Annotated in this window: 22 protein-coding genes; 11 read left to right on the top strand and 11 right to left on the bottom strand. The window is 43.3% G+C overall.

From position 1 onward, the window contains the following. Positions 1-189 precede the first annotated feature (189 nt). From tpiA to ACRD7A_RS00835, 4 genes are all read right to left on the bottom strand, one after another. Complete coding sequence (gene tpiA / locus ACRD7A_RS00820) at positions 190-945, bottom strand: triose-phosphate isomerase (RefSeq protein WP_430809437.1); 756 nt, start codon at positions 943-945, stop codon at positions 190-192. A 19-nt stretch (positions 946-964) separates the two neighbouring features. After that, entirely contained in the window at positions 965-2,170 is a 1,206-nt protein-coding gene (locus ACRD7A_RS00825; RefSeq protein WP_430809438.1) for a BT_3928 family protein, read from the bottom strand. Between the two features lie 12 nt (positions 2,171-2,182). After that, the gene (locus ACRD7A_RS00830; RefSeq protein WP_430809439.1) at positions 2,183-2,740 is read right to left on the bottom strand and encodes a DUF1599 domain-containing protein; all 558 of its coding nucleotides are present in this window, start codon (positions 2,738-2,740) and stop codon (positions 2,183-2,185) included. Between the two features lie 276 nt (positions 2,741-3,016). Further along, on the bottom strand, positions 3,017-3,259 hold the full coding sequence (locus tag ACRD7A_RS00835) for a hypothetical protein (protein WP_430809440.1): 243 nt from the start codon (positions 3,257-3,259) through the stop codon (positions 3,017-3,019). Between the two features lie 137 nt (positions 3,260-3,396). Here ACRD7A_RS00835 and ACRD7A_RS00840 point away from each other — a divergent pair, with 137 nt between their 5' ends. After that, the gene (locus ACRD7A_RS00840) at positions 3,397-4,038 is read left to right on the top strand and encodes an energy transducer TonB (protein ID WP_430809441.1); all 642 of its coding nucleotides are present in this window, start codon (positions 3,397-3,399) and stop codon (positions 4,036-4,038) included. Here the strand turns inward: ACRD7A_RS00840 and ACRD7A_RS00845 are convergent. Continuing rightward, positions 4,035-6,062, bottom strand: coding sequence for a PAS domain-containing sensor histidine kinase (locus tag ACRD7A_RS00845; protein WP_430809442.1), 2,028 nt, complete (start codon positions 6,060-6,062; stop codon positions 4,035-4,037). The two genes, ACRD7A_RS00840 and ACRD7A_RS00845, sit on opposite strands and share 4 nt — an antisense overlap. A 225-nt stretch (positions 6,063-6,287) precedes the next feature. Here ACRD7A_RS00845 and argS point away from each other — a divergent pair, with 225 nt between their 5' ends. After that, a complete protein-coding gene (argS, locus tag ACRD7A_RS00850) occupies positions 6,288-8,081 on the top strand; it encodes an arginine--tRNA ligase (protein ID WP_430809443.1) in 1,794 nt (597 codons plus the stop codon). 199 nt (positions 8,082-8,280) lie between these two features. Next, positions 8,281-8,874, top strand: a complete 594-nt coding sequence (locus ACRD7A_RS00855; RefSeq protein ID WP_430809444.1) for a hypothetical protein — start codon at positions 8,281-8,283, stop codon at positions 8,872-8,874. Between the two features lie 78 nt (positions 8,875-8,952). Here the strand turns inward: ACRD7A_RS00855 and ACRD7A_RS00860 are convergent, their stop codons facing one another. From ACRD7A_RS00860 to rocD, 4 genes are all read right to left on the bottom strand, one after another. Further along, positions 8,953-10,911, bottom strand: coding sequence for an LTA synthase family protein (locus ACRD7A_RS00860; protein WP_430809445.1), 1,959 nt, complete (start codon positions 10,909-10,911; stop codon positions 8,953-8,955). Positions 10,912-10,995: 84 nt separating this feature from the next. Continuing rightward, a complete protein-coding gene (locus ACRD7A_RS00865) occupies positions 10,996-11,397 on the bottom strand; it encodes a hypothetical protein (protein ID WP_430809446.1) in 402 nt (133 codons plus the stop codon). Continuing rightward, positions 11,382-11,894 carry a hypothetical protein gene (locus ACRD7A_RS00870; protein WP_430809447.1) on the bottom strand — a complete coding sequence of 171 codons (513 nt, stop codon included), beginning with the start codon at positions 11,892-11,894 and terminating at the stop codon, positions 11,382-11,384. The genes ACRD7A_RS00865 and ACRD7A_RS00870 overlap by 16 nt, the downstream gene beginning before the upstream one ends. Positions 11,895-12,132: 238 nt before the next feature. Next, positions 12,133-13,359 carry an ornithine--oxo-acid transaminase gene (gene rocD, locus ACRD7A_RS00875; protein ID WP_430809448.1) on the bottom strand — a complete coding sequence of 409 codons (1,227 nt, stop codon included), beginning with the start codon at positions 13,357-13,359 and terminating at the stop codon, positions 12,133-12,135. A gap of 207 nt (positions 13,360-13,566) precedes the next feature. On the opposite strand from rocD, the gene ACRD7A_RS00880 reads away from it, so the two are divergent. From ACRD7A_RS00880 to ACRD7A_RS00905, 6 genes are all read left to right on the top strand, one after another. Beyond that, entirely contained in the window at positions 13,567-14,265 is a 699-nt protein-coding gene (locus ACRD7A_RS00880; protein WP_430809449.1) for a DUF554 domain-containing protein, read from the top strand. Between the two features lie 16 nt (positions 14,266-14,281). Next, positions 14,282-15,715 (top strand): RapZ C-terminal domain-containing protein, encoded by a 1,434-nt coding sequence (locus tag ACRD7A_RS00885; RefSeq protein WP_430809450.1) that lies wholly within the window; start codon positions 14,282-14,284, stop codon positions 15,713-15,715. 14 nt (positions 15,716-15,729) lie between these two features. Further along, entirely contained in the window at positions 15,730-15,870 is a 141-nt protein-coding gene (locus ACRD7A_RS00890) for a hypothetical protein (protein WP_430809451.1), read from the top strand. An 8-nt stretch (positions 15,871-15,878) separates the two neighbouring features. Further along, positions 15,879-16,595 carry a nucleotidyltransferase family protein gene (locus tag ACRD7A_RS00895; protein ID WP_430809630.1) on the top strand — a complete coding sequence of 239 codons (717 nt, stop codon included), beginning with the start codon at positions 15,879-15,881 and terminating at the stop codon, positions 16,593-16,595. Positions 16,596-16,603: 8 nt separating this feature from the next. Beyond that, entirely contained in the window at positions 16,604-17,989 is a 1,386-nt protein-coding gene (gene nhaA, locus ACRD7A_RS00900) for a Na+/H+ antiporter NhaA (protein WP_430809452.1), read from the top strand. 70 nt (positions 17,990-18,059) lie between these two features. After that, positions 18,060-18,965: a DMT family transporter gene (locus ACRD7A_RS00905; RefSeq protein ID WP_430809453.1), complete on the top strand. Its 906-nt coding sequence runs from the start codon at positions 18,060-18,062 to the stop codon at positions 18,963-18,965. Here ACRD7A_RS00905 and ACRD7A_RS00910 read toward each other — a convergent pair. Continuing rightward, the gene (locus ACRD7A_RS00910) at positions 18,962-19,672 is read right to left on the bottom strand and encodes a phosphatase PAP2 family protein (RefSeq protein WP_430809454.1); all 711 of its coding nucleotides are present in this window, start codon (positions 19,670-19,672) and stop codon (positions 18,962-18,964) included. The two genes, ACRD7A_RS00905 and ACRD7A_RS00910, sit on opposite strands and share 4 nt — an antisense overlap. A 172-nt stretch (positions 19,673-19,844) precedes the next feature. Next, positions 19,845-20,195, bottom strand: a complete 351-nt coding sequence (locus tag ACRD7A_RS00915; RefSeq protein ID WP_430809455.1) for a translation initiation factor — start codon at positions 20,193-20,195, stop codon at positions 19,845-19,847. 79 nt (positions 20,196-20,274) lie between these two features. Here ACRD7A_RS00915 and ACRD7A_RS00920 point away from each other — a divergent pair, with 79 nt between their 5' ends. Both ACRD7A_RS00920 and ACRD7A_RS00925 read left to right on the top strand, forming a co-directional pair. Continuing rightward, positions 20,275-20,970: an HAD family hydrolase gene (locus tag ACRD7A_RS00920; protein WP_430809456.1), complete on the top strand. Its 696-nt coding sequence runs from the start codon at positions 20,275-20,277 to the stop codon at positions 20,968-20,970. 76 nt (positions 20,971-21,046) lie between these two features. Beyond that, positions 21,047-21,460, top strand: coding sequence for a DUF2721 domain-containing protein (locus tag ACRD7A_RS00925; protein WP_430809457.1), 414 nt, complete (start codon positions 21,047-21,049; stop codon positions 21,458-21,460). Positions 21,461-21,516 lie beyond the last annotated feature (56 nt).

Below are 21,516 nucleotides of genomic sequence, written 5' to 3' on the forward strand. Positions count from 1 at the left end.
TGCCAGATACCTTCCAAAAGGCCATGCTTCCTATGTTAGCCCCAGCAATGGTAGAATGCACCGGTTAGAAGCCTGAGCGTAATCGCCATTAAAAAGCTATAGATTGTTCCGGTATATTAATAAAAAAAGGCCGCATAGAATGCAGCCTCTTCTTCTGAAAAACTATTTTGAGTATCGACGTTTTTTTAATTAAAAGGCCGCGATAATGCCGTGGAAATCTTCTGCTTTTAATGAGGCACCACCAATTAATCCACCATCCACATCGGGGTTGGCAAATAATTCCTTAGCGTTTGATGGCTTACAGCTACCACCGTACAAAATGCTGGTGTTGTCAGCTACTTCAGCGCCATACTTGTCGGCTAGTGTTTGACGGATGAAAGCGTGAATTTCCTGTGCCTGCTCAGGGCTGGCTGTTTTGCCGGTTCCAATCGCCCATACGGGTTCGTAGGCCAGTACAATTTTACCAAAGTCCTCAGCCGAAAGGTGGAATAAAGCCTCCTCAATCTGAGATTTTACTACTTCAAAGTGTTTTTCAGCCTCACGCTCTTCCAAAACTTCGCCAATGCAGAAGATGGGCGTTAAGCCATTGGCCAAGGCCAGGTCTGTTTTTTCTTTCAAAATGGCGTTGGTCTCACCGTAGTATGCACGACGCTCTGAGTGACCTAGGATAACATATTGAGCACCTGTTGACTTAATCATGCTGGCTGAGATTTCTCCGGTGTAGGCACCGCTTACTTTATCAGCGCAGTTTTGTGCAGCTACACCTACAAGGTCAGCGTCAACCGTTTTCACAACTTCCGTAAGGTGGATAAATGGCGCACCTAATACAACTTGACAATTAGGCTTGTTAGCCTTTAAAATTTCATTCACTTCTTTGGCTAATGCTACACCTTCTTCTAGGGTGTTATTCATTTTCCAGTTCCCTGCAACAATGTTTTGTCTCATTGATAAAAATTTTAGTTTATTAGAATTTGTATAATATAAAAATCAATCCCGATAAAACAATCATACACAGCCATAGCCATTTGTGATTGTTGCCCGCATGCAGTACTTGAACCGAATGTGAAAGTGGGTTCTTTAATTCACTTGCCGCCGGCAGTTGGGTGTGATTATACTTTGCAATTACGGTTCCTTCTTTAATGATTACCAGGCCAGGATTGCCTCGTATAATGGTTTTCAATGTCGTTTCGTCGCACAGGGCGTAGTCAAAGGCTGCCTGATGCTTCATGTCAAACTGATAGCAGGCATCGCTTAACGAAGCTGTGGCAACATAAAAAAGCGCTTTATTTTGCAGCGCCGTATTCTTAATATCAATAAAATGCTGAATGTGTTCCGTGGAGATATTCTCCACCTTGGGCGCTACCATTAGGAACACAGGCTGTGTGTTATGAATGATGCGTTCCGTGATATCATCATTTTCGGTTGACAGGAAGTTAAGGGCAGCAATAGGCGGCTGATAGCCCTCGCGTATCACGGTAGTTTTACTATCGATAAATACCCAGGTGCTGTCTTCATACGGATAGTTATCCACACTAAACTCCTTTTGTACTCCTTCTTTCTCAAGGATGAAGGTGGTTTCGTACTCACCCTCATCGGCACCTTCCGGTATGCGCATTTGTGCGGGTATGTCTGCGCCAATGTGGTAGGGGCGGAAATCGAGTACGGGCAGATAGTAAAGGCTGTATAAGGATAGCCCCATGATAAATGACAGGCCTATAAAGGTGAGTAGATGTTGCCTGCCCAATGTCAGGGATGCTTTGTATTCTTTTCTTCGGTAATAAATAACCAGCGCAAAAGGCAGTGTGATCAGGTTCTTAAATAGTGTCTCCCAATTACTTAGCTTTATAGCGTCACCAAAACATCCACAGTCCGAAACGGGTTCGAACAGGGCTATGAAAAAGGTGATGGCGGTAAAGCCAAGCATAAAGAGGAGTGTTGGCAGTGCTACGGTCTTTATCTTAAAGCCCAGCACCAGGTGAAAGCCCAGTATAAATTCAACACTACAAAGGGCAATGGACAGTATTAAGCCAATGGTATCGCTGTTGTGAATGCCCACTACTTCGAGATACTCACTGATTTTGATGGCGCTGCCCTTGGGATCGACCGCCTTTACAAAACCGGAAAACAAAAAAACAAGGCCGGTCAGCAGGCGACTCACTAACTTTAACATTTTACAGATTTTTTAAGCGTTATCCTCATCTTCGGGAAACTCAATTTTTATGAGTGCAAAGATAGCATAATTGATCATGTCCATGTAATTAGCATCAATGCCTTCTGATATAATGGTTTGTCCCTGGTTATCTTCTATTTGCTTGGTGCGATGGAGCTTCATCAGAATAAGGTCGGTAAAAGAGCTTATGCGCATCTTGCGCCAGGCCTCGTCGTAGTCGTGGTTTTTATTGGTCATTAAGGCTTTGGATGCATATATATTGTCCAGGTACATCTTCAGTGCCTGTTTATGATCCATCTCCGGTTTATCGGCAGGTTTTAGCTTAAGCTGCACAAGGGCCATGGCGCAGTAGTTTACAATGCCGATAAACTCATCGCGTATTCCTTCATCTACCTTTGAAATACCTTTGGTTTCGATGCTTCGTATGCGTTGTGCTTTAATAAAAATTTGGTCTGTCATACTGGAGGGACGCAGGATGCGCCAGGCTGTTCCGTAATCCTTCATCTTTTTCTCAAAGATGTCTTTGCAAATATTTATGACGTGCTCGAATTGACTATCTGTTTGGGTCACCTTTAACTGTTTTAGAATGGAGGCGTAAAATTATCAAAAAAAGACAAATATCAGGGTATAAATCACGAATATCTAAAAGAGGGAGTCCTGTGTTCGCTTGAGAGAGTAGTTCATTGACTGCGGTAGCTTTCTCATGAGTAAAATAGGCTTTTGGCCGAAATGAACCCAAAGGCTGCTGTGATGGAATTGTCCTTGCCCGAAGGAAATTCCAGTCAAAAGCCTGTACGAATATACTTTATTGTTTTTGTATATTTATACAGGCCTTGTGCTTATGTATTATTTTTTAATTACCCGGTAGGCAATGCCCGCAAGGGCGCCAACACCGCCGCAGATGGCAATATTATTTTTTATAGATTCTATTCCGCTGATTTTTTGCCCAAAGGCAATCAGGCTGTTTTCAGCCGGTTTTAACAATGTAGATAAGCTGATATATTCGCCACCTATTTTACCAAAAAATACATATCCTAACACTAAGCCAACCATGGCAGTCAGGACAACTGTGATAATCGTGTTCTTCATGTGTATGTTGTTTGGTGGCAAATTTAAGTTAAAAAACACAGGGAAAAAATGTAATCTGTACTCTCAATTTTATGCTTGTCTATGTCTTTTCGATCCCGCCAATTAATGCTACCTTCAAGCAGCTTAAATAAAACTACATGTATATAAAAATAAAGGCCACGATGATGCTAATGTCTATTGTGTTTTTGCTTTTGGACATCAGCGCGTTGGGGCAGGGGAAAGTATTCGTAACGGAACGTAAGGGTTTCTTTAAAATAGTGTCGGCAGTGAATGTGCAGGACAGCACTGTGCGGATGGGGCCGAGTACAACCTATTACAAGGGCAAGATTATTGAGCAGGGGCCTTATCGGAATAATGAGCGTGTAGGGCGTTGGCGCTTCTTTAATCTGGAGAGTATTCTTGACTATGAATATGATTTTGATACACGGAAATTGGTATATGTGAGTGGTATCGATCGGGCGATGCTGAAGCAACAAACGCCCTGTTTGTATAAGGGCAGCCCACTCATCCCATATCTGTTTTTGGTTAATCAGCTGGCTTATCCGCAACGTGCCATCAGCGAGGCTGTTGAAGGCCGGGTAGTTTTGGCCTTGAAAGTAAGTCGCCATGGCCGTGTTACAGGTTTTTATTTGGCCGAACGGCTTCATCCTTTGATTGATAAAGCCGTTGTTGAAGTGGCGAAAATCATGCCGCCCGACTGGCAGTTTATTGCCGCCACACAAAGGGGACAGGCCGTTGAAGGCGAATACCATATAACCATTGAGTTTGCACTCGATTAATTGGTATTTTTTTGCTTTTGTCGCCGTTCAAAGCACTCATTAATATAGCGTTTTAGCTGATGATGTCCTTTTAGTTTTTGGTTAATTTCCCGGGTAATGGGCGAAAAGATAATTTCTGATGCCTCTTTTTCATAGAGAATGATGGACAGGCTGCGAATTTGCCGAATAGCTAATAAACGGTTTAGAACACCCTGGGGTAGTGGACTGTCCAGAATGATTGCTGAAACATTGTGAGCCATGGGTACATTCATCAGTGCCTCATGCTGAAAGAGGGACAATACTTTAGTTTCCGGCAGATTAAGGGGGAGTGTTTTAGGTGTTTTCGAGAAATATACAAGCGTGTTATCAAGGCCGAATTTTGGATGGTCGCGGTGGTTAGGAGGTAAAATAAAGTGAAAGTCAGAGCCTTTGTTTTCGCGTGAAGACACCCATAAAAAGCCACCCAACACAGTGGACAGGTGCTTGCAGATACTAAGTCCCAGGCCGGCACCACCAAAGTCACGTGAGTTATCATTGTTGGCTTGCCTGAATTTATGGAAGATATTGGGTATCTTATCCTCGGGAATGCCAATGCCTGTATCCGAAACAATAAACTCAAGCGACCCGTCAAGACGATAGTGGTAGGATAAGGTAATGGTGCCGGAATAGGTAAATTTTATAGCATTGTCCAGTAGGTGGCGCAATACCTGTTTAGTGCGCTCTTTATCCGATTGTATTAGCGGAGGATGATTAATACCAATGGGCTCTTCAATGCGTAGCTCTAGGTTGGGGTGTTTACTCAGCTGTTTTTGCAGCTGTTCGCGCAACTCGTTGATAATATCATGGGGTTTTATGTTGTCAACCCTTAATTGAATAAGTCCCGATTCTATTTTAGAAAACTCCATAATATCATTCAGGAGGCTGAGTAGTTCATTGGAACTGTTTTTAACGATGGAATGAAACTCACGGCGTTCCTGTGTTGTAATCTGCTCGTCGCACATGAGTTCGGTAAATCCCATGATGCTGTTTAGGGGCGTTCTTACTTCGTGCGACATATTGGCCAAAAAGGATGACTTAAGACGATCTGATTCTTCGGCACGTTGCCGTGCCTTTTTTACTTCCCGCTCCATTTGTTTTCGCTCCGATACATCCTTAATAATGCATAAAATGGCCTGTACACCAAAAAGCTTAAAGGGGATGTGGCTCAACTCTACCGCCAGCAGGTTTTTATTGGGCAGAATAACCGAGAAGGTATTCTGTGGTGCTGCCGGTGTGTTTTCATTACTCAGCAATTGTTGCAGTCCTTCATGCTCATCTTCAGTAAATAACTCAAGGAAGTTACAACCCATTAAGTTTTGGGGTTTCCTTTGCAGAAGGTGTAACATGCGGTCATTAAATTCAAAAACCTGATAATCATTACTAATGAGCATCACCGGCAGATGTGCGTTGCTTATGTTTCGCTTGAAATTAGGATCTATCTCCTCAATCGATTGCAGCTGCTCCTGTAGTTCAGTGGTCTCTTCAAAGAGTACAGCATAGAGTTGGAAACTTAAGTTTTCAAGCTTCAGAGGGCGGATGCTGATACGATAGTTGGTGTTGTTTTTGCCAAGGGCCATAAATGGTTGCCCATTATGGTTCAAAGTGTTTTTACGATCAATTTTTAGTTGCTTGTCCCAGTAGGCGCCGGCCTCTAATTGCTTGTCTTTGGGCAGTTGGTCATATAGAGCATTGGAACAAACAATTTTATATTCTTTGTTAGCGATGCAGGCGGCGTAAGGTAGCAGGTCGGCCACTTCCTGTAGATTACTGCTCAGTTTGTTGTTGGTTAATGGTTGGGTGGATAGGGTTCTGTGTGTTTTGCTTCGGCGGTTGTTTTTTAGGTTGATATATAAAAAAACCAGCATGGCCACGCCCAGTAAGGCAATGACCTGATAGAACAGGCTTTGTATCGAGTTCAGGTCGGGAACATTACTGTTTGTAGAGTTCAATAGCAGTGCCGACGTACTGACTTGTAGTATTTGATATGAAAAACTAATTAGGCTCAAGGATAATCAACTAAATCTCGGGTTACAAAAAAAATCAAGTCGCAAAACTATTTTTTTAACAGGGAATAACAAAAAACTAAAGCTTAAATAATGTATATTAAGAAGGTTCTTAATCATTTACTTATAATTATGCACACATTTCGAATATTCTTACCCGCTAAAAGCATTAACTTTTTTAACTTTGCAGTCTGAATAAAAAATATCAAGCATTTTAAAGGTACAAAAATGATAATTGAAAGTCAGATAAAAGCTTCTGTTGTTAAGGCTGTAGAGAGGCTCTACGGAGCAAGTGTGAATGCAGATGCGGTGCAGTTGCAGCTTACACGCAAAGATATGAAAGGCGATTACACGGTGGTTGTTTTTCCTTTGTTAAAACTATCGAAGAAAAATCCGGTAGAGACGGGCAACGATTTAGGTGCTTTTATCAAGGATGATTGCGATGCGGTGGCCGGCTTTGAAGTGATTAAAGGCTTTTTGAATTTACAGTTATCAACGGCCTATTGGCTGGGGGTGCTTAACGAGCATGTGCATAATGCCGGTTATGGTATTTCAAGTGCTACCGAAGAGTCACCGCTGGTGATGATTGAATACTCATCGCCGAACACCAATAAACCTTTGCACCTTGGGCATATCCGCAACAATCTTTTAGGGTATTCTTTATCGCGCATTGTGGCTGCCAATGGTAATCGTGTTATCAAAACGAATATTGTTAACGATAGGGGTATTCATATTTGCAAGTCTATGCTGGCCTGGAAGAAGTGGGGCGAAGGGCAAACCCCTGAATCTACCGGCAAAAAGGGCGATCATCTGGTGGGTGATTTCTATGTGAAGTTTGATCAGGAGTATAAGCAGGAGCAAGCTGCCCTGATAGCTGATGGTATGACCAAGGAAGAGGCAGAGGCAAACTCACCCCTGATGAAAGAGGCCCGTGAAATGCTGCTTAAATGGGAGGCTCACGATCCTGAAGTATATGCTCTGTGGCAGCAAATGAATCAGTGGGTGTATGCTGGTTTTGATGTGACCTACAAGCAGATGGGGGTTGACTTCGATAAAATATATTACGAATCAGATACGTACAAGGTAGGTCGCAACATGGTACTTGAAGGCCTGGATAAAGGGGTTTTCTATCGTCGTGATGACAACAGTGTTTGGGCTAACCTGGAAGGAGATGGTCTGGATGAGAAGCTGCTGCTGCGTTCTGACGGAACAAGTGTGTATATGACGCAGGATATAGGTACCGCCAAGTTGCGTTATGATGATTACAGTATCGACAAGATGGTGTATGTGGTGGGCAATGAGCAGAATTACCACTTTAAGGTGCTGGCCATTCTGCTGGATCGCCTAGGGCTTGAATGGGGTAAGGATTTGGTGCATTTCAGCTATGGTATGGTTGAGCTGCCCGAAGGTAAAATGAAGTCGCGCGAGGGAACGGTAGTGGATGCCGATGACCTGATGCAGGATATGATTGATACGGCTCGTGAGATGTCCAAAGAGCTGGGTAAGCTGGAGGGTTACAGCGAGGAAGAGGCTGAGGAAGTGTATCGCACTATTGCCTTGGGTGCACTTAAGTATTTTATCCTCAAGGTGGATCCCCGTAAAAATATGACCTTCGATCCTCGTGAGTCGATCGATTTCAATGGTAACACCGGACCTTTTATTCAGTATACTTATGCGCGTATTCAGTCCATTTACCGTAAGGCAGCAGCCAAGGGTATTGAAATGCCAGGCACAGTGTCTGAAGACACAGAGATGAGCGATAAAGAGGCACAGTTGATGCGCATGGTGGCTAACTTCCCGGCAGTAGTAGCCGAAGCCGGTAAGGTATACAGTCCGGCCATCATTGCTAATTTTGTTTATGATATGGCTAAGGAGTTTAACCAGTTTTATCATGAATCACCCATTGCAGTGGAAGAGGATGAAGCCAAGCGAGCCATGCGTCTGCTACTATGTAAAGTGGTGGGAACTACCCTCAAGAACGGTATGTGGATGATGGGTATTGATGTGCCGGAACGCATGTAAAATATTAAGAAAACAAATCATAATGAAAGGCCTGCTGATAGCGGGCTTTTCACTTTAAACACAGGGTCTTTTAGAACCATACCTCCCTTTTTTGCTGAATATTCTATATCTTTGATTATTACACGATAACGGTCTGATATAATATTTTTGATGTTGTACCGTTGTCTCAACAGACACTCAAACAAAAATTACAATACACATGAAAATTTCATCATTGGTTTTATCGGTACTCTTAATGGGCTCATCCTTAGGTGTCTTTGCACAAAGCGATTTAGGTTCAAGGTTTGATTCAATGAGCTTAAAGGCTCAGTACGATTATGTTTTTGATAAGTCGGAGACTTACGAGCATTACAAAGTGGTAAAGCGTAGTACGTTTAACTTATTAAAGAAAAATTCTTTAGACAGTGTAGAAGTGTATAAGAATGAGCTGGAAACACGCACGAATGAATTGCTAGATCTGAACAAGACACTTGCTGCGAAAGATGATAAAATTAAGCAGTTGACCGAGGATTTAAATGCGGCAACCAACTCAAAGAATAGCCTTGTATTTTTGGGTATGGAGCTTGGAAAGAGCCTTTATAATACTATTATGTGGGGTCTGGTGTTTGGTTTAATCACCATTGCGGTGGTATTTTTCCTCATGTTTAAACGCAGTAACTTTGTTACTCACGAAACCAAAAGCCGTCTCAATGAAGTAGAGGAGGAGTTTGAGACCCATCGTAAGTCAGCACTTAAACGCGAGCAGAAGTTGGCACGTGAGCTGATGGATGAAAAGCTGAAGCATAAGTTTTAATCAACCCCTTATGTGCAGATGTACCTGCCGGGTTATAAAAGGCCACCTCATGTGAGGTGGCCTTTTGTGGTTTTATTTTTACTCTTTATCTCCTGATTCAACGGTCAGTCGATCTTCAATCATGCGGTTATTGTATTGTTGTATAATGCCTTTCATTAGGGGAAGGTGATTCAGGTATTGCTGATCAGTGTCCTTGATGTTATTTTTCAAAAATGGATCTTTGCTAAGGTTGTAGGCACTAATAATATTTTCCCCATCGAAGTGGATGACGTAATCGCCATGGTACAGCTGATAACTGCCATTGGTGTAGCTGATGGAAAATTTATCAGCTTTCTCATCCAATAAATCGTTCCCAAAGGCCACATATTCACTTTCGCTATAGCCGATGTAGTTCAGTATCGTGGGCATGATATCGATTTGCTGCGCCACTGCGTTGTTTACGCCTTTTAGGGTGCTGTCGCCCGGGCTGAAAAATAAGAGTGGTATTTGAAACTTATTGAGGCTGGTACGAGATATATCGTAATGGGCTACCGTGCTATGATCAGCTGTTATAACAAACAGTGTATTGTCGTAACAGGGCATTTTTTTGGCGGCTTCAAAAAACTTGCGCAAGGCATTGTCGGTGTAGCCAATGCATTGATGAATGGGCAGTGTGCCCTTGGGGAAGAATCCCTCATACTGCTCAGGTACTTTGAAGGGATGGTGTGACGATAAGGAAAACAAAGCGGTCATAAAAGGACCTTGCATTTTGTTCATTTCCCGGGCAAAAAACTGGAAGAAGGGTTCGTCCCAGATGCCCCACATACCATCAAACTCATCGTCGTTATCAAATTCTGTCATGCCCTGGTAGCGATCAAATTTTGCTACGTTAGCAAAGGCATCAAAACCCATAGAGCCATTGGGTGCCCCATGGAAAAATGCTGTTTGATAACCCGCCTTTTTAAGAAGGTGGGGCATTCCATTGATTTGGTTAGCCGAATATTCCGATACAACATAGGGAAGTACCAATGCCGGTATGCTGGCCAGCACCGAGGGCATGGCATCAATAGATTTGCGGCCATTGGCGTAGGTGTTGGGGAAGATGAGTGAATGCTGTGCCAGTGAGTCTAAAAAGGGTGTGTAGCCTTTGTATCTGCCATTATCCAGATGGGGATTAAAGGAACCTAAAAACTCTCGGTTAAAGCTTTCGAGAATGAAGATAACAATGTTTTTTCTATTTTGATGCGCCGTACTATCCGGATAATAAATAGGGTTATAAGCTTGCTCAAGGATTGCTTCATCTTCGAAGTAATTATACGTTGTAAAATTCTTTTTGCCCCAGGTGCGAATCAGGCAGAAGGGGGTATTTAAAACCAATGCCATCTCGTCGGGTGTGTTTACATATTTACCGGCATTGGCCATGTTGATAGGGCGGGTGGAATGGCGGTATCCTCCGCGCATGCCAATTACCGAAAAGCCTGAAAAGAGCGTGATGGCGACCAGCGATGCCAGTGCATAAAGCCATTTATTGGGTAGTTTGGCAGGTCGTGGTTTTATCCATGAGTAGGCTTTGGTTAAGCAGTAAATGGCAGCAATAAAAAGAACGGCAACGTACCAGTAGTCAATTAAGAACTGCCCCCATAAGCGAAGCATGTTGGTTTCATTTTCCAGAATATTAATCACATTATAGGTGGTTCGCTTAAGAATGAAGCGATAGTAGATCAGGTCTATACTGTTTAAAGCTAGTCCAATTCCATTAAAACTTACAAAAATAGTCTTAAGAAAATTCTGGTAGCCCTTACTAAATTTGAAGGGCAGGGGTAACAGGTATAGCAGAGCATAAAAGGCATTAAGGTATAGCATTGCACTTAAGTCAAACTTAAGTCCACCCCTCATAACTGTCAGGAAGCTGCCAAAGGTAACATTGGGAAATAATTCCGTGTTGAACAGATAAAAGATGATGCGGAAAGCGCTGTAAAAAAGCATTACCACCACCAGTTGATATAGTAAAACGAGGTATTCGTTTTTTTCTTTATCCGAATGACTTAAAAACTTCATATTAACTTTAAAAAAAATTTGCACAAAGTTAATAATGTCATGGGCTTTTCGGGTGCTTTTCGTATTAAGATTTCTTAATGCCTGCTAATCGTCATTGAGCCATTGCATGGCCGCTTCTTTTGTGGAGAACTGATGTCGTTTGGTTACTGAATTTTCGGGCAGCCACGAGAAGAGCATGGCATAGGCTGTAATTTTAGGATCTTGCACGCAAAACGCGGTCTTCACCGATTTGCAGTGCATGGTTTTTTCCTCTGCTTTCTTCGACAGTAAATGGATTTCATCCAGTCGCAGATCGATGGATGCATGCCGTAAATCGTAAAATACTTTTAGTTCATCAGGCAGGCTTTGCATGCTTCCCAGTTCGTCTAAAAAGTCGTACAAGTCATAAAGGGTTGCCGGCCCTTCGATGGAAACATGTAGTATATTGTCGATAAAGGCATAGGATATCATTTGTTGTATGTTAAGGGTTTCTATTGGTTTAGCCATTGTTTGAATTCTTTTGCCAGCAGGGCACGTTGTAAAATGTTAACAAGTGTTTGGTTGGGGAAATCCTTAAGAAAAGCCTCCACCTCTTCCGGCTGAACATTGGCCTTGGTAATCAGTAGCTTTAGTTTCTTTAATGCGGCGCCCGTTAACTCATCCTCAAAGGGTAACCACATAAATTCCAAACCATTACTAGTGTTTGTTGCATCATCAGAAGGCTTAGCAGAAAGCCTTATTTTATATTCACTGATAATGGTTGAAAGGATGGTTTTACATTCAGTTTTTACCGGATCGCCTGTTCCCGATTCGTCACGAAGAGCCCAGCTGCTGTATGCATAGTCTATCTTATCGATGGCCGCTACCTGTGGCGAATTTACTCCGAAGCAGGAGCTGGTAATTAGTATGGTGGCTTTTTTCCATGATGCCAGGTCGAAATCCCTTTGGTCAATCAGGGTCATTTGCTTCTCCAGTAATTCTAAATATGATGCATCGATGGTCATACAGCCTTCATTAATGTTGTGATGAACTATTGGGTACTAAATGTAAAAAATAATGTTTGTGATGGCTTCATTCCTTGTTTGCTTTTTGATAACGGGCTGCTTATTGGGGGTAATGGCTGAAAAAAAAGCGATAAGGATAAAACTCTTCGATGTAACTGCTTGGCCCGTTATGTGCTTATTGCCAACTGTAGCTCAAAAAAAAGCCGACCTTCTGGCCGGCTTGTAAATGGTTGTTTTATCAGGCAAACTGTTCCAGGGTTTTCTTTATGATATCAATGGCTTCACGCAGTTGTTCTTCGCTGATAACAAGGGGTGGCGCAAAGCGGATGATGTGCTGATGCGTAGGTTTGGCAATCACACCATTTTCTTTCATGGCCATACAAACGTCCCAGGCGGTTTTTCCGTTCTTTGGTTTGATGGCTACGGCATTGAGCAGTCCTTTGCCGCGTACCAGCTCTATCATATCCGATTTGATACTGCACATCTCGTCGCGGAAAATCTTACCCAGGCGCTCTGCATTCTCCGCCAGCTTTTCATCTTTTATCACATCAAGGGCAGCCATGGCCACCTTGCAGCCGAGGGGATTACCTCCATATGTAGAGCCATGTTCGCCGGGTTTAATCACCAGCATTACATCATCGTTAGCCAGCACGGCCGACACGGGGAATACACCCCCTGATATGGCTTTGCCAAGGATCAGTACGTCCGGTTTCACGCCCTCGTGATCACAGGCCAGCAGCTTTCCTGTGCGGGCTATGCCGGTTTGTACTTCGTCAGCCATAAATAGTACATTTTTAGCTTTACACATATCGTAAGCTTTACGCAGATAGCCTTCATCAGGTACATAAACACCCGCTTCGCCCTGTATAGGCTCCACTAAAAAACCGGCTACATGAGGATCTTCCAGTGCTTTTGTCAGGGCATCAATGTCATTATAGGGAACGGTAACAAACCCCGGTGTGTAAGGGCCAAATCCTTTGTAGGAGTCCGGGTCGGTTGACATGGATATGATTGTGATGGTTCGTCCGTGAAAGTTATCGGCACAAACTATGATTTTAGCTTCGTTCTCGGGAATGCCCTTTTTGTCGTATCCCCATCTGCGGCATAGCTTAAGGGCGGTTTCATCGGCCTCGGCACCCGTGTTCATGGGCAAAACTTTATCGTAACCAAAATAGCGGGTCATGTATTCTTCAAACTCACCCAGCACATTATTGTAAAAGGCACGTGAGGTAAGGGTTAACTGTTGAGCCTGGTCGTTCAGTGCTTGTATGATTCTGGGGTGGCAGTGCCCTTGGTTAACCGCCGAGTAGGCCGACAGGAAATCGAAGTAGCGCTTGCCTTCAACATCCCATACATAGATGCCTTCTCCTTTTTCGAGAACAACGGGGAGAGGATGGTAGTTATGTGCGCCATATTTCTCTTCGCGGGCAATATAATCTGCGGGGCTCATTTTTTTGTGGGTCATAGTACTGATTTAATAGGTTATTATTATCTTTTTTTGGTCAGTAACAAAAATAGAAGATTAATCGAGAAAATAAGTGAGTCAATCACTGAGTTTTATCATTGTTATAGAAACTGTTGGGAGGAAGCTTGATATTTTATATGAGGAATGATTTCGTGAATCGTTGATATTAGATTAATTTTATCGGCTTGTTAATGAAAAATATAATAGATGTTGTTAGCCGGAACCATTGTAAATGCACTTACTGTTATTGTGGGCAGCCTTATTGGCCTTGCCGTAGGTAACCGTATTCCCGCCCGAATAACCAAGGGGGTGTTTCAGGCAATTGGTCTGTTTACCCTGGCTTTGGGTGCAAGCATGGCTATACAAGGGCAGTTATTGTTACAAATTGTTTTCAGCCTTATTATTGGCACCATAGCGGGGGAACTGCTGATGCTGGATAAGCGCATTGACAAGCTGAGCGATGGACTAAAGGAGCGGCTGAAGCTAAAAAATCCCAAATTTGCAGAGGGTTTGCTAACTGCTTTTCTGCTCTACTGTGTGGGCTCAATGACCATATTGGGTGCCATCGAAGAGGGGATGGGAAAGGGATCGGAGATATTGATGACCAAGGCGATGATGGATGGTTTCTCATCCATCGCATTGGCTGCCATTTTTGGTGCAGGTGTTGCAATGTCAGCAGTGCCATTATTCCTTTTTCAGGGTAGTATTACCCTGTTGGCCTATTGGATGGGTGATTTTATGTCGCCGGTTGCCATTAACGAACTAACAGCCGTGGGTGGTGTTTTACTGCTGGGGTTGGGTGTTAATATTCTAGAAATTAAGAAAATACGAATTATGAATATGTTGCCATCGCTGGGCGTTATATTACTGTTGGTGTGGCTTACGGCTGTTTATAATTCTATATGATCAAAATTAATATACCTTGGAAGCAAATACAAAAGCACTATTGATTAAGATGTTTGAGGCATGGGCCGGAGAAGATGCGCGTTCATTCAGAATGTTGCCCCCCTCAGGATCTTACCGCGAGTATTACCGCATTAGCGGGCGCAGTAAATCGGCTTTGGGTGCCTATAATGCCGACGAAAAGGAGAATATTGCTTTTCTGTCGTTCTCCGATCATTTCAAATCCAAAGGTCTACCGGTGCCCGAGATATATAGTGTTGACCTCGAGAATAATATCTATTTGCACCAGGATTTGGGTGATGTAACACTTTACAGCTTTTTGCAGGGTTTACGAAAGGGAAAGGACTTTCCTGATGAACTGCTTTGCTTCTATAAAAAGACTATTAAGAAGCTGCTTTGTTTCCAGATTAATGGTGGTGACGGCCTGGATTTTGATAAGTGTTATCCGCGTCATGCCTTCGATCGTCAGTCCATGTTGTGGGATCTGCACTATTTTAAGTATTACTTTTTAAAGTTGGCGCGTGTACCCTTCGATGAGCAGGCACTTGAGGATGACTACCATCAGCTTATTGATTTTCTGCTGGAAGCCGAGCATCATTATTTTCTGTATCGCGACTTTCAATCGCGCAATGTTATGGTGGTTGATGATGAGCCTTGGTTTATTGATTATCAGGGGGGTCGTAAGGGAGCCTTGCAATACGATCTGGCTTCGCTGCTGTATGATGCCAAAGCGGATATTCCGCCTCAGGTGCGTGAATCACTTCTGGAGTATTACATGGATGAGCTGGAGGCATATAAAACGGTGGATCGAATTGCCTTTAAGCGACATTATCAGGCTTATGTGTTAATCCGTATCATGCAGGCTATGGGTGCTTATGGTTTTAGGGGTTTTTATGAGAAAAAGGAACACTTCTTAAAAAGCATTCCCTATGCCATTAATAACCTCAAATATTTATTGAAAACAGTGGATTTGGGCATTGAACTGCCAACACTTTTTTCGGCCTTGCGCAATGTAACAGAGTCGGAGGAGTTAATGACTATTGGGCAACGTAGCAACCAACTGACGGTTCGCATCACCAGTTTCTCCTATAAGCGGGGTATTCCTGTTGATGTATCGGGCAATGGAGGTGGTTTTGTATTTGATTGCCGTGCCATTCATAATCCCGGTCGTTATCCCGAGTATGCGGATAAAACGGGGAAAGATGAAGAGGTTATCGCCTTTTTTGGTAAGGAACCCGAGATGGCCAACTTCCTTAGCGATGTATTTGCCCTGGTTGATAAGTCGGTAGAGAAGTACATTACAAGGGGATTCAGGCATCTGATGGTAAACTTCGGTTGCACAGGTGGCCAGCACCGTTCAGTTTATAGTGCAGAGCAGTTGGCGGCGCACCTTCAGCATAAATACAAATTAAATGTTGAGCTTAAACATGTGGAGCAGGATATGAAGAAGTGATAGTTTATACGGTTATGGGAAAGAAGAAGTGTAAGGATCCGGATAATCTCAAGCATCCGGTGGTTAAAGAGAGTCATAAGTATGTATGCAAGAAATGTGGCTGTGGCTCAAAGAAGGAAGAAAAGCTGTGCAAACCTCAAAAAATTAAGAAATAGTGAATGCCATGATTTTTGCTGCCGGCCTGGGCACTCGATTACAACCCTTGACTCATAACTTGCCCAAGGCCTTGGCTCCTTTTAATGGGCGTCCTTTGCTGTGGCATGCTATAAAAAGTGTTGAGCAGGCGGGTGCGGAGCGCGTTATTGTTAATGTGCATCATTTTGCCCACCAAATAATTGACTATTTACAATCCAACGATTGGGGGCTTGATGTGTGCATCTCTGATGAGACGGATCAATTGCTGGATACTGGAGGAGGCCTGGTGAAAGCCAAGTCTTTGTTTATTGCCCAAAAACCCATATTAATTCGTAATGTGGACATCATAAGCAGCGCTGATATGGACGCTTTTCTCAAGGCGCACCAACAAGGTGGTAATGCCGCAACGCTGATGGTGAAGCAACGCAACTCATCGCGTTACCTGTCTTTCGATGAGCAGATGCGCCTGTGTGGCTGGAAAAATATAAATACAGGCGAGCATATTGACGTATGTCAGGTGCATTCGTCTGTTGATTTGGCGTTTAGCGGTGTTCATATAGTGGAGCCTCCCTTGGTAGAGGCCATGGGCGATGTGCGTCCTTTCTCCATTATACAAGCCTATCTGTCGCTGGCGGCGCAGCATCGTATTGTTGGTTATCGGGTAAGCAATGAGGTGCCTTGGTTTGATGTGGGTACAATTGAGAAATTAAAAGAAGCAGAATTATATTATAAATCAGGGAAATAATTGAACTAATGAATGAACATCAGAGTGGAACGGGGCGCCGTCGTTTGGGTGACCCATTGCAACGTTTTATTAAACTCTTTTCAAGTGGTAGTGCCCTTTTAATGATGGCAACCGCTATTGCTGTTGTGTGGGCTAACCTCGATCACGAAAGCTATCACCATTTCTGGCACAGTCCCTTTGGCCTGTCAAGCGAAATGTTTAATGTGAATATGGGGCTGATGCACTGGGTGAATGACGGTTTAATGGCGGTCTTTTTCTTTGTGGTGGGGCTGGAGATAAAACGTGAGTTTCTGGCCGGTGAGCTGAGCTCCTTCAAGCAGGCCTCGCTGCCTATCTTTGCTGCCATCGGAGGTATGTTAGTGCCCATTTTGCTGTATTTCTTATTTGGCTTTGAGGGTGATGCACAAAAGGGATGGGGGATACCCATGGCCACCGATATCGCTTTTTCGTTGGGTGTGCTGGCCATCTTAGGCAAAAGAGTGCCACTGGCACTTAAGGTGTTTTTGACTGCCTTGGCAATTGTTGACGACTTGGGTGCCGTGTTAGTAATTGCCTTATTTTACGGAGGCGACCTAAACTGGACCTACCTTTTGATAGCGGCCGGCCTTATGTTGGTGCTTACAGTGGCTAACCTGCGTGATGTTCAGAATTTAAAGGTTTATACCTTGCTGGGCTGCGTTATCTGGTACTTGTTTTTGCAGTCGGGTGTAGATGGCCCTGGAACAGGATTACATGCCACCATTGCCGGTGTGCTCATTGCCTTTACTATTCCCATGCGCCCCAAGGTTCATATTAATGAGTTTTTGGCACGTATTAAGTCGGCTCTTACTCGTTTCAATTCGGTACCGAAGAGTGAAAATAAAAGGGTGTTGACCGATGATCAGTTATATGCCATTAATGAAGTTTCGTACTGTGTGAAAAAGGTGCAGAGTCCTTTACAGTTCATCGAGCATCAGTTTCATGGGTTTATCAGCATGTTTGTATTGCCTGTTTTTGCCCTGGCCAATGCCGGTGTTACCTTAGTGCATCAAGGAGAGGGGAGTGGCGAAGTTTTTACTACTTTATCCCTGGCCATAGCCTTTAGTCTGGTGGTTGGTAAGGGTATTGGTATCACTTTCTTTTCATGGTTGGCAGTTCGTACCGGCATTGCGGTGAAACCCCGCAAATCGTCATGGACCTCCTTTTTTGGTTTGGCTTTACTTGGCGGTATTGGTTTTACCATGTCGATATTTATTGCCAGTCTCGGGTTTAAAGGACAGCCTGATCTATTGAATCAAGCTAAACTGGGTATTTTTATCGGCTCTATTATATCTGGATTGCTAGGATTTTACTTGCTTAAATATTCGCTTAAAAAAGATGAGCAGCAACAGCCCGTAACCACCCGAAACGATTGATCGTAAATCCGCTTGTTCTGAGTTGTGTATTAAAGTATTAAAACATTGAATAATAGTTAATTACTGTAAGATGTCAATTTTTTCTACGCACCAGGGCGAGCTGGCTGCTTTGGTTACGGCCATCTGTTGGATGTTTACCTCGTTATCCTTTGAGTCTGCCGGTAAGAAAGTAGGCTCTATGGCCGTTAATCTTATTCGCCTGGTGATGGCTATTGGTTTGCTTGGGACTTTGCAATACCTACGTTTTGGATATTTTTTTCCGGAGGGAGCCAGCGTTGATCAGTGGGTGTGGTTGTCGGTAAGTGGTTTAGTGGGTTTTGTTGTGGGCGATATGTTATTGTTCCAGGCCTTTGTTGTGGTGGGTGCACGCATATCCATGCTGGTTATGTCTTTATCACCACCTTTGGCCGCCTTGTTTGGCTGGCTGGTGCTTGGCGAACAGCTCACCTTGGCTCATCTTATTGGGATGATGGTTACCATAAGTGGTATTGCATTGGTGATACTGGGTAAGCCGGTGAAAGGTAAGCGGATTGATGTTAAGTACCCCCTGAAGGGTGTATTACTGGCTTTTGGGGGTGCTACAGGACAGGCCTTGGGTTTGGTATTAAGTAAGTTGGGCATGGGTACTTACGATGCGGCATCGGCCACCATGATACGCGTTATTGCGGGTACCATAGGTTTTGCCATTCTCTTTCTCTTTACGGGTCACTGGCCTCGGGTGTTGCAGGCTTTAAAACATGGAGCAGCCATGGTGCGCATCTCTATTGGTGCTTTTTTTGGTCCTTTCTTGGGTGTTTCCTTCTCGCTGTTGGCCATAAAATACACTACCACAGGTGTGGCCTCTACTATTATGGCCATTGTGCCGGTGCTAATTATTCCTCCTGCCATCATTCTTTTTAAGGAAAAAGTGACTTTAAAAGAAGTGGTAGGTGCTTTGCTGGCTGTAGCAGGCGTGGCGGTATTGTTTTGGTTTTAAGCTGTTATTTTAAGCATCACCTTAGCGGCCGCCAGCAATGTGCCTGTCATCAGTATAATACTGAAATAGATAAGGCGGGCATCGCGGTCGAAGGTGCGGGCAATGCCCGACTTGAGTAGGCGTTTGTTATGGTGCGATATAACCATGAAACGTGGCAATACCCGCAGGTAGATACGGTAAACCACCCAGCCCAGCAATAAGCCCAGTAAAAAGCCGCCCAGTATATCTCCCGGGAAATGTACACCCATATAGATGCGGGAGTAGGCATTAATGGTGGCCCAGGCAAATATGAAAAAGCTGTAAGCAGGTTTTCTGAACAATAAAGATGTGAACATGGCTAGACCAAATGAGTTGGTGGAATGCGATGATACAAAACCGTAAAGGCCACCGCGTTTACCATTAATAAGATGCACCAGATACTTTAGCTCTTCATCGTGAGAGGGACGAAAACGCTCGATGCCGTGCTTAAATACGTTGGTAGAAATCTGATCGCACAGCACGATCAGTAGGCCAATAGAAAGCAGGGTGACGAAACCACGAAGGCCGTGTTTTTTAAAGATAACATAGGCCATGGTTAAATAAAGTGGAATCCATACCTCTTTACTGGTAAACATCCAGAAGAAATTGTCCCAATAGCCATTGTGAAAGCTATTTAAAAATAATAAAAGTTGCTTATCCAGTTCAATCAGTGATTCTAATAGACCCATGTATTCTAAGTTTGTGCCGAAAATAATGTTTTCTTCTTATTTTTTATTACGTATCTTAAGTTTTCTCGCGATACAGTTCAGATTACTAAGGCATATGCCATAATTGAGTTATTCGTTAAATAACATTATCTTTCTGAACGATGTAGTAGAAAAAAATAGGGAAATTTTGGCTTTAACCTCCTGCTTTTTTGGCTTTGTAGCCAGCCTTATGCAATAAGTCAACTACTTTGTCTCTGAAATCGCCTTGGATAATAATCTCTCCGTTCTTGGCCGATCCACCCACACCGCACTTGCTTTTCAGTGTTTTTCCCAAATCCTTTAAGTCATCTTCGTGTCCGATAAATCCGCACACCAGGGTTACTTTTTTGCCAGCCCGTTGCTTTTTATCCAGCATCACACGTAAGTCCTGTTGTTGGGGTGGTAGGGTATCCTCCTGATTCTCTCCGCTATATTGGTAGTCAAAATCCTGATTAGTTGAAAAGACGATTCCATCCAGGTTTCTCCATTTTTTCTTTTTCGCCATTGTTGCTAATTTTTATGGCAAATGTAAGTACTTTGCATAAAATTATCAGTAATTATCTATAAGCAATTAAATAGTAGAAGTGAGAAGAATTAAAGGTATAAAGGTTATCGCTTTTGATGCAGATGATACTTTATGGGAGAATGAGACTTATTTTAGAGAAGCTGAGCGTCATTTTGCTGATCTAATGGTGAACTATGCCGATCGCGAAGAGACTATGCGTATTTTGTATGAAGTTGAATTGCGCAATATACCCGTTTACGGCTATGGTATCAAAGGGTTTATCTTATCCATGATTGAGACGGCTAATTTGCTGTCCGGTTTTCGCATTAGTGCACATGAGATTAATGAATTGATGGAGCTTGGGAAGGCCATGTTGGATAAGCCTGTTTACCTCTTGGATGGAGTAGAAGACACTCTTGCCCTTTTGTCACAGCGCTATAAGCTGGTGGTAGCCACCAAGGGAGATTTACTGGATCAGGAGCGCAAGCTGCGTAAGTCGGGTCTGTTAAGGTATTTTCATCATATTGAGGTGATGAGTGACAAGCATAAGGCAGCCTACGAAAGTCTGATGGCACATCTCGATGTGTCGGCGCATGAGTTGCTGATGGTGGGTAACTCTCTGAAATCAGATATTCAACCTGTCATAGAAGCGGGAGCTTGGGCCGTGCATATTCCTTTTCATACTACCTGGCAACATGAACTGGTAGATGAAGCTATTGAGTCGCCTTGCTTTTTTGAGCTTAGCAATATCAATCAGTTGGAAGCATTGCTATAATTAATCTTTGTTAAAAAGCTCCTGCCTGGCAAACAAACAGACATGTGCATGGTTTGAGTTTAAAATTAATATTATAATGGAGACCTTAACATTAACAACGCCGGCCTTATTATTCTCGGCAGTATCACTAATACTACTTGCTTATACGAACCGTTTTATGGGCTACGCCGCCCTGGTACGTCAGCTCTACGATCAATTCCGTAGTAATCCGGATATGGTATTACAATATCAGATCATAAATTTACGCAAGCGTTTGTATCTTATTAAAAACATGCAGTTGCTGGGTGTTGCCAGTCTTATGTTTTGTGTACTGTCGATGTTTCTGATTTATATAGAGGTATTTGCACCCGCTGCCTATGCTTTTGGCCTTGGGCTTTTATTGCTTATCATATCACTTTTACTGTCGGGGTGGGAGATTAGGATATCGGTGCGCGCGCTCGATCTGCATCTTAACGATATGGAGCATTTTGGGGAGACTAATAATTTTTAGGGTATTAAAAATCAATAGCCCTGTACGAAGTGCAGGGCTATTGATTTTACATAATA

Origin of the sequence: Carboxylicivirga longa (assembly GCF_050589825.1) — a bacterium.
GTDB lineage: Bacteria > Bacteroidota > Bacteroidia > Bacteroidales > Marinilabiliaceae > Carboxylicivirga > Carboxylicivirga longa.

Coding starts and splice junctions, on each gene's coding strand:
- nhaA (WP_430809452.1), top strand. CDS start 16,604: ATGAATGAACATCAGAGTGGAACGGGGCGCCGTCGTTTGGGTGACCCA.
- ACRD7A_RS00870 (WP_430809447.1), bottom strand. CDS start 11,894: ATGACCATCGATGCATCATATTTAGAATTACTGGAGAAGCAAATGACC.
- tpiA (WP_430809437.1), bottom strand. CDS start 945: ATGAGACAAAACATTGTTGCAGGGAACTGGAAAATGAATAACACCCTA.
- ACRD7A_RS00905 (WP_430809453.1), top strand. CDS start 18,060: ATGTCAATTTTTTCTACGCACCAGGGCGAGCTGGCTGCTTTGGTTACG.
- ACRD7A_RS00910 (WP_430809454.1), bottom strand. CDS start 19,672: ATGGGTCTATTAGAATCACTGATTGAACTGGATAAGCAACTTTTATTA.
- ACRD7A_RS00825 (WP_430809438.1), bottom strand. CDS start 2,170: ATGTTAAAGTTAGTGAGTCGCCTGCTGACCGGCCTTGTTTTTTTGTTT.
- ACRD7A_RS00890 (WP_430809451.1), top strand. CDS start 15,730: ATGGGAAAGAAGAAGTGTAAGGATCCGGATAATCTCAAGCATCCGGTG.
- argS (WP_430809443.1), top strand. CDS start 6,288: ATGATAATTGAAAGTCAGATAAAAGCTTCTGTTGTTAAGGCTGTAGAG.
- ACRD7A_RS00840 (WP_430809441.1), top strand. CDS start 3,397: ATGTATATAAAAATAAAGGCCACGATGATGCTAATGTCTATTGTGTTT.
- ACRD7A_RS00860 (WP_430809445.1), bottom strand. CDS start 10,911: ATGAAGTTTTTAAGTCATTCGGATAAAGAAAAAAACGAATACCTCGTT.
- ACRD7A_RS00835 (WP_430809440.1), bottom strand. CDS start 3,259: ATGAAGAACACGATTATCACAGTTGTCCTGACTGCCATGGTTGGCTTA.
- rocD (WP_430809448.1), bottom strand. CDS start 13,359: ATGACCCACAAAAAAATGAGCCCCGCAGATTATATTGCCCGCGAAGAG.
- ACRD7A_RS00915 (WP_430809455.1), bottom strand. CDS start 20,195: ATGGCGAAAAAGAAAAAATGGAGAAACCTGGATGGAATCGTCTTTTCA.
- ACRD7A_RS00865 (WP_430809446.1), bottom strand. CDS start 11,397: ATGGCTAAACCAATAGAAACCCTTAACATACAACAAATGATATCCTAT.
- ACRD7A_RS00895 (WP_430809630.1), top strand. CDS start 15,879: ATGATTTTTGCTGCCGGCCTGGGCACTCGATTACAACCCTTGACTCAT.
- ACRD7A_RS00855 (WP_430809444.1), top strand. CDS start 8,281: ATGAAAATTTCATCATTGGTTTTATCGGTACTCTTAATGGGCTCATCC.
- ACRD7A_RS00880 (WP_430809449.1), top strand. CDS start 13,567: ATGTTGTTAGCCGGAACCATTGTAAATGCACTTACTGTTATTGTGGGC.
- ACRD7A_RS00925 (WP_430809457.1), top strand. CDS start 21,047: ATGGAGACCTTAACATTAACAACGCCGGCCTTATTATTCTCGGCAGTA.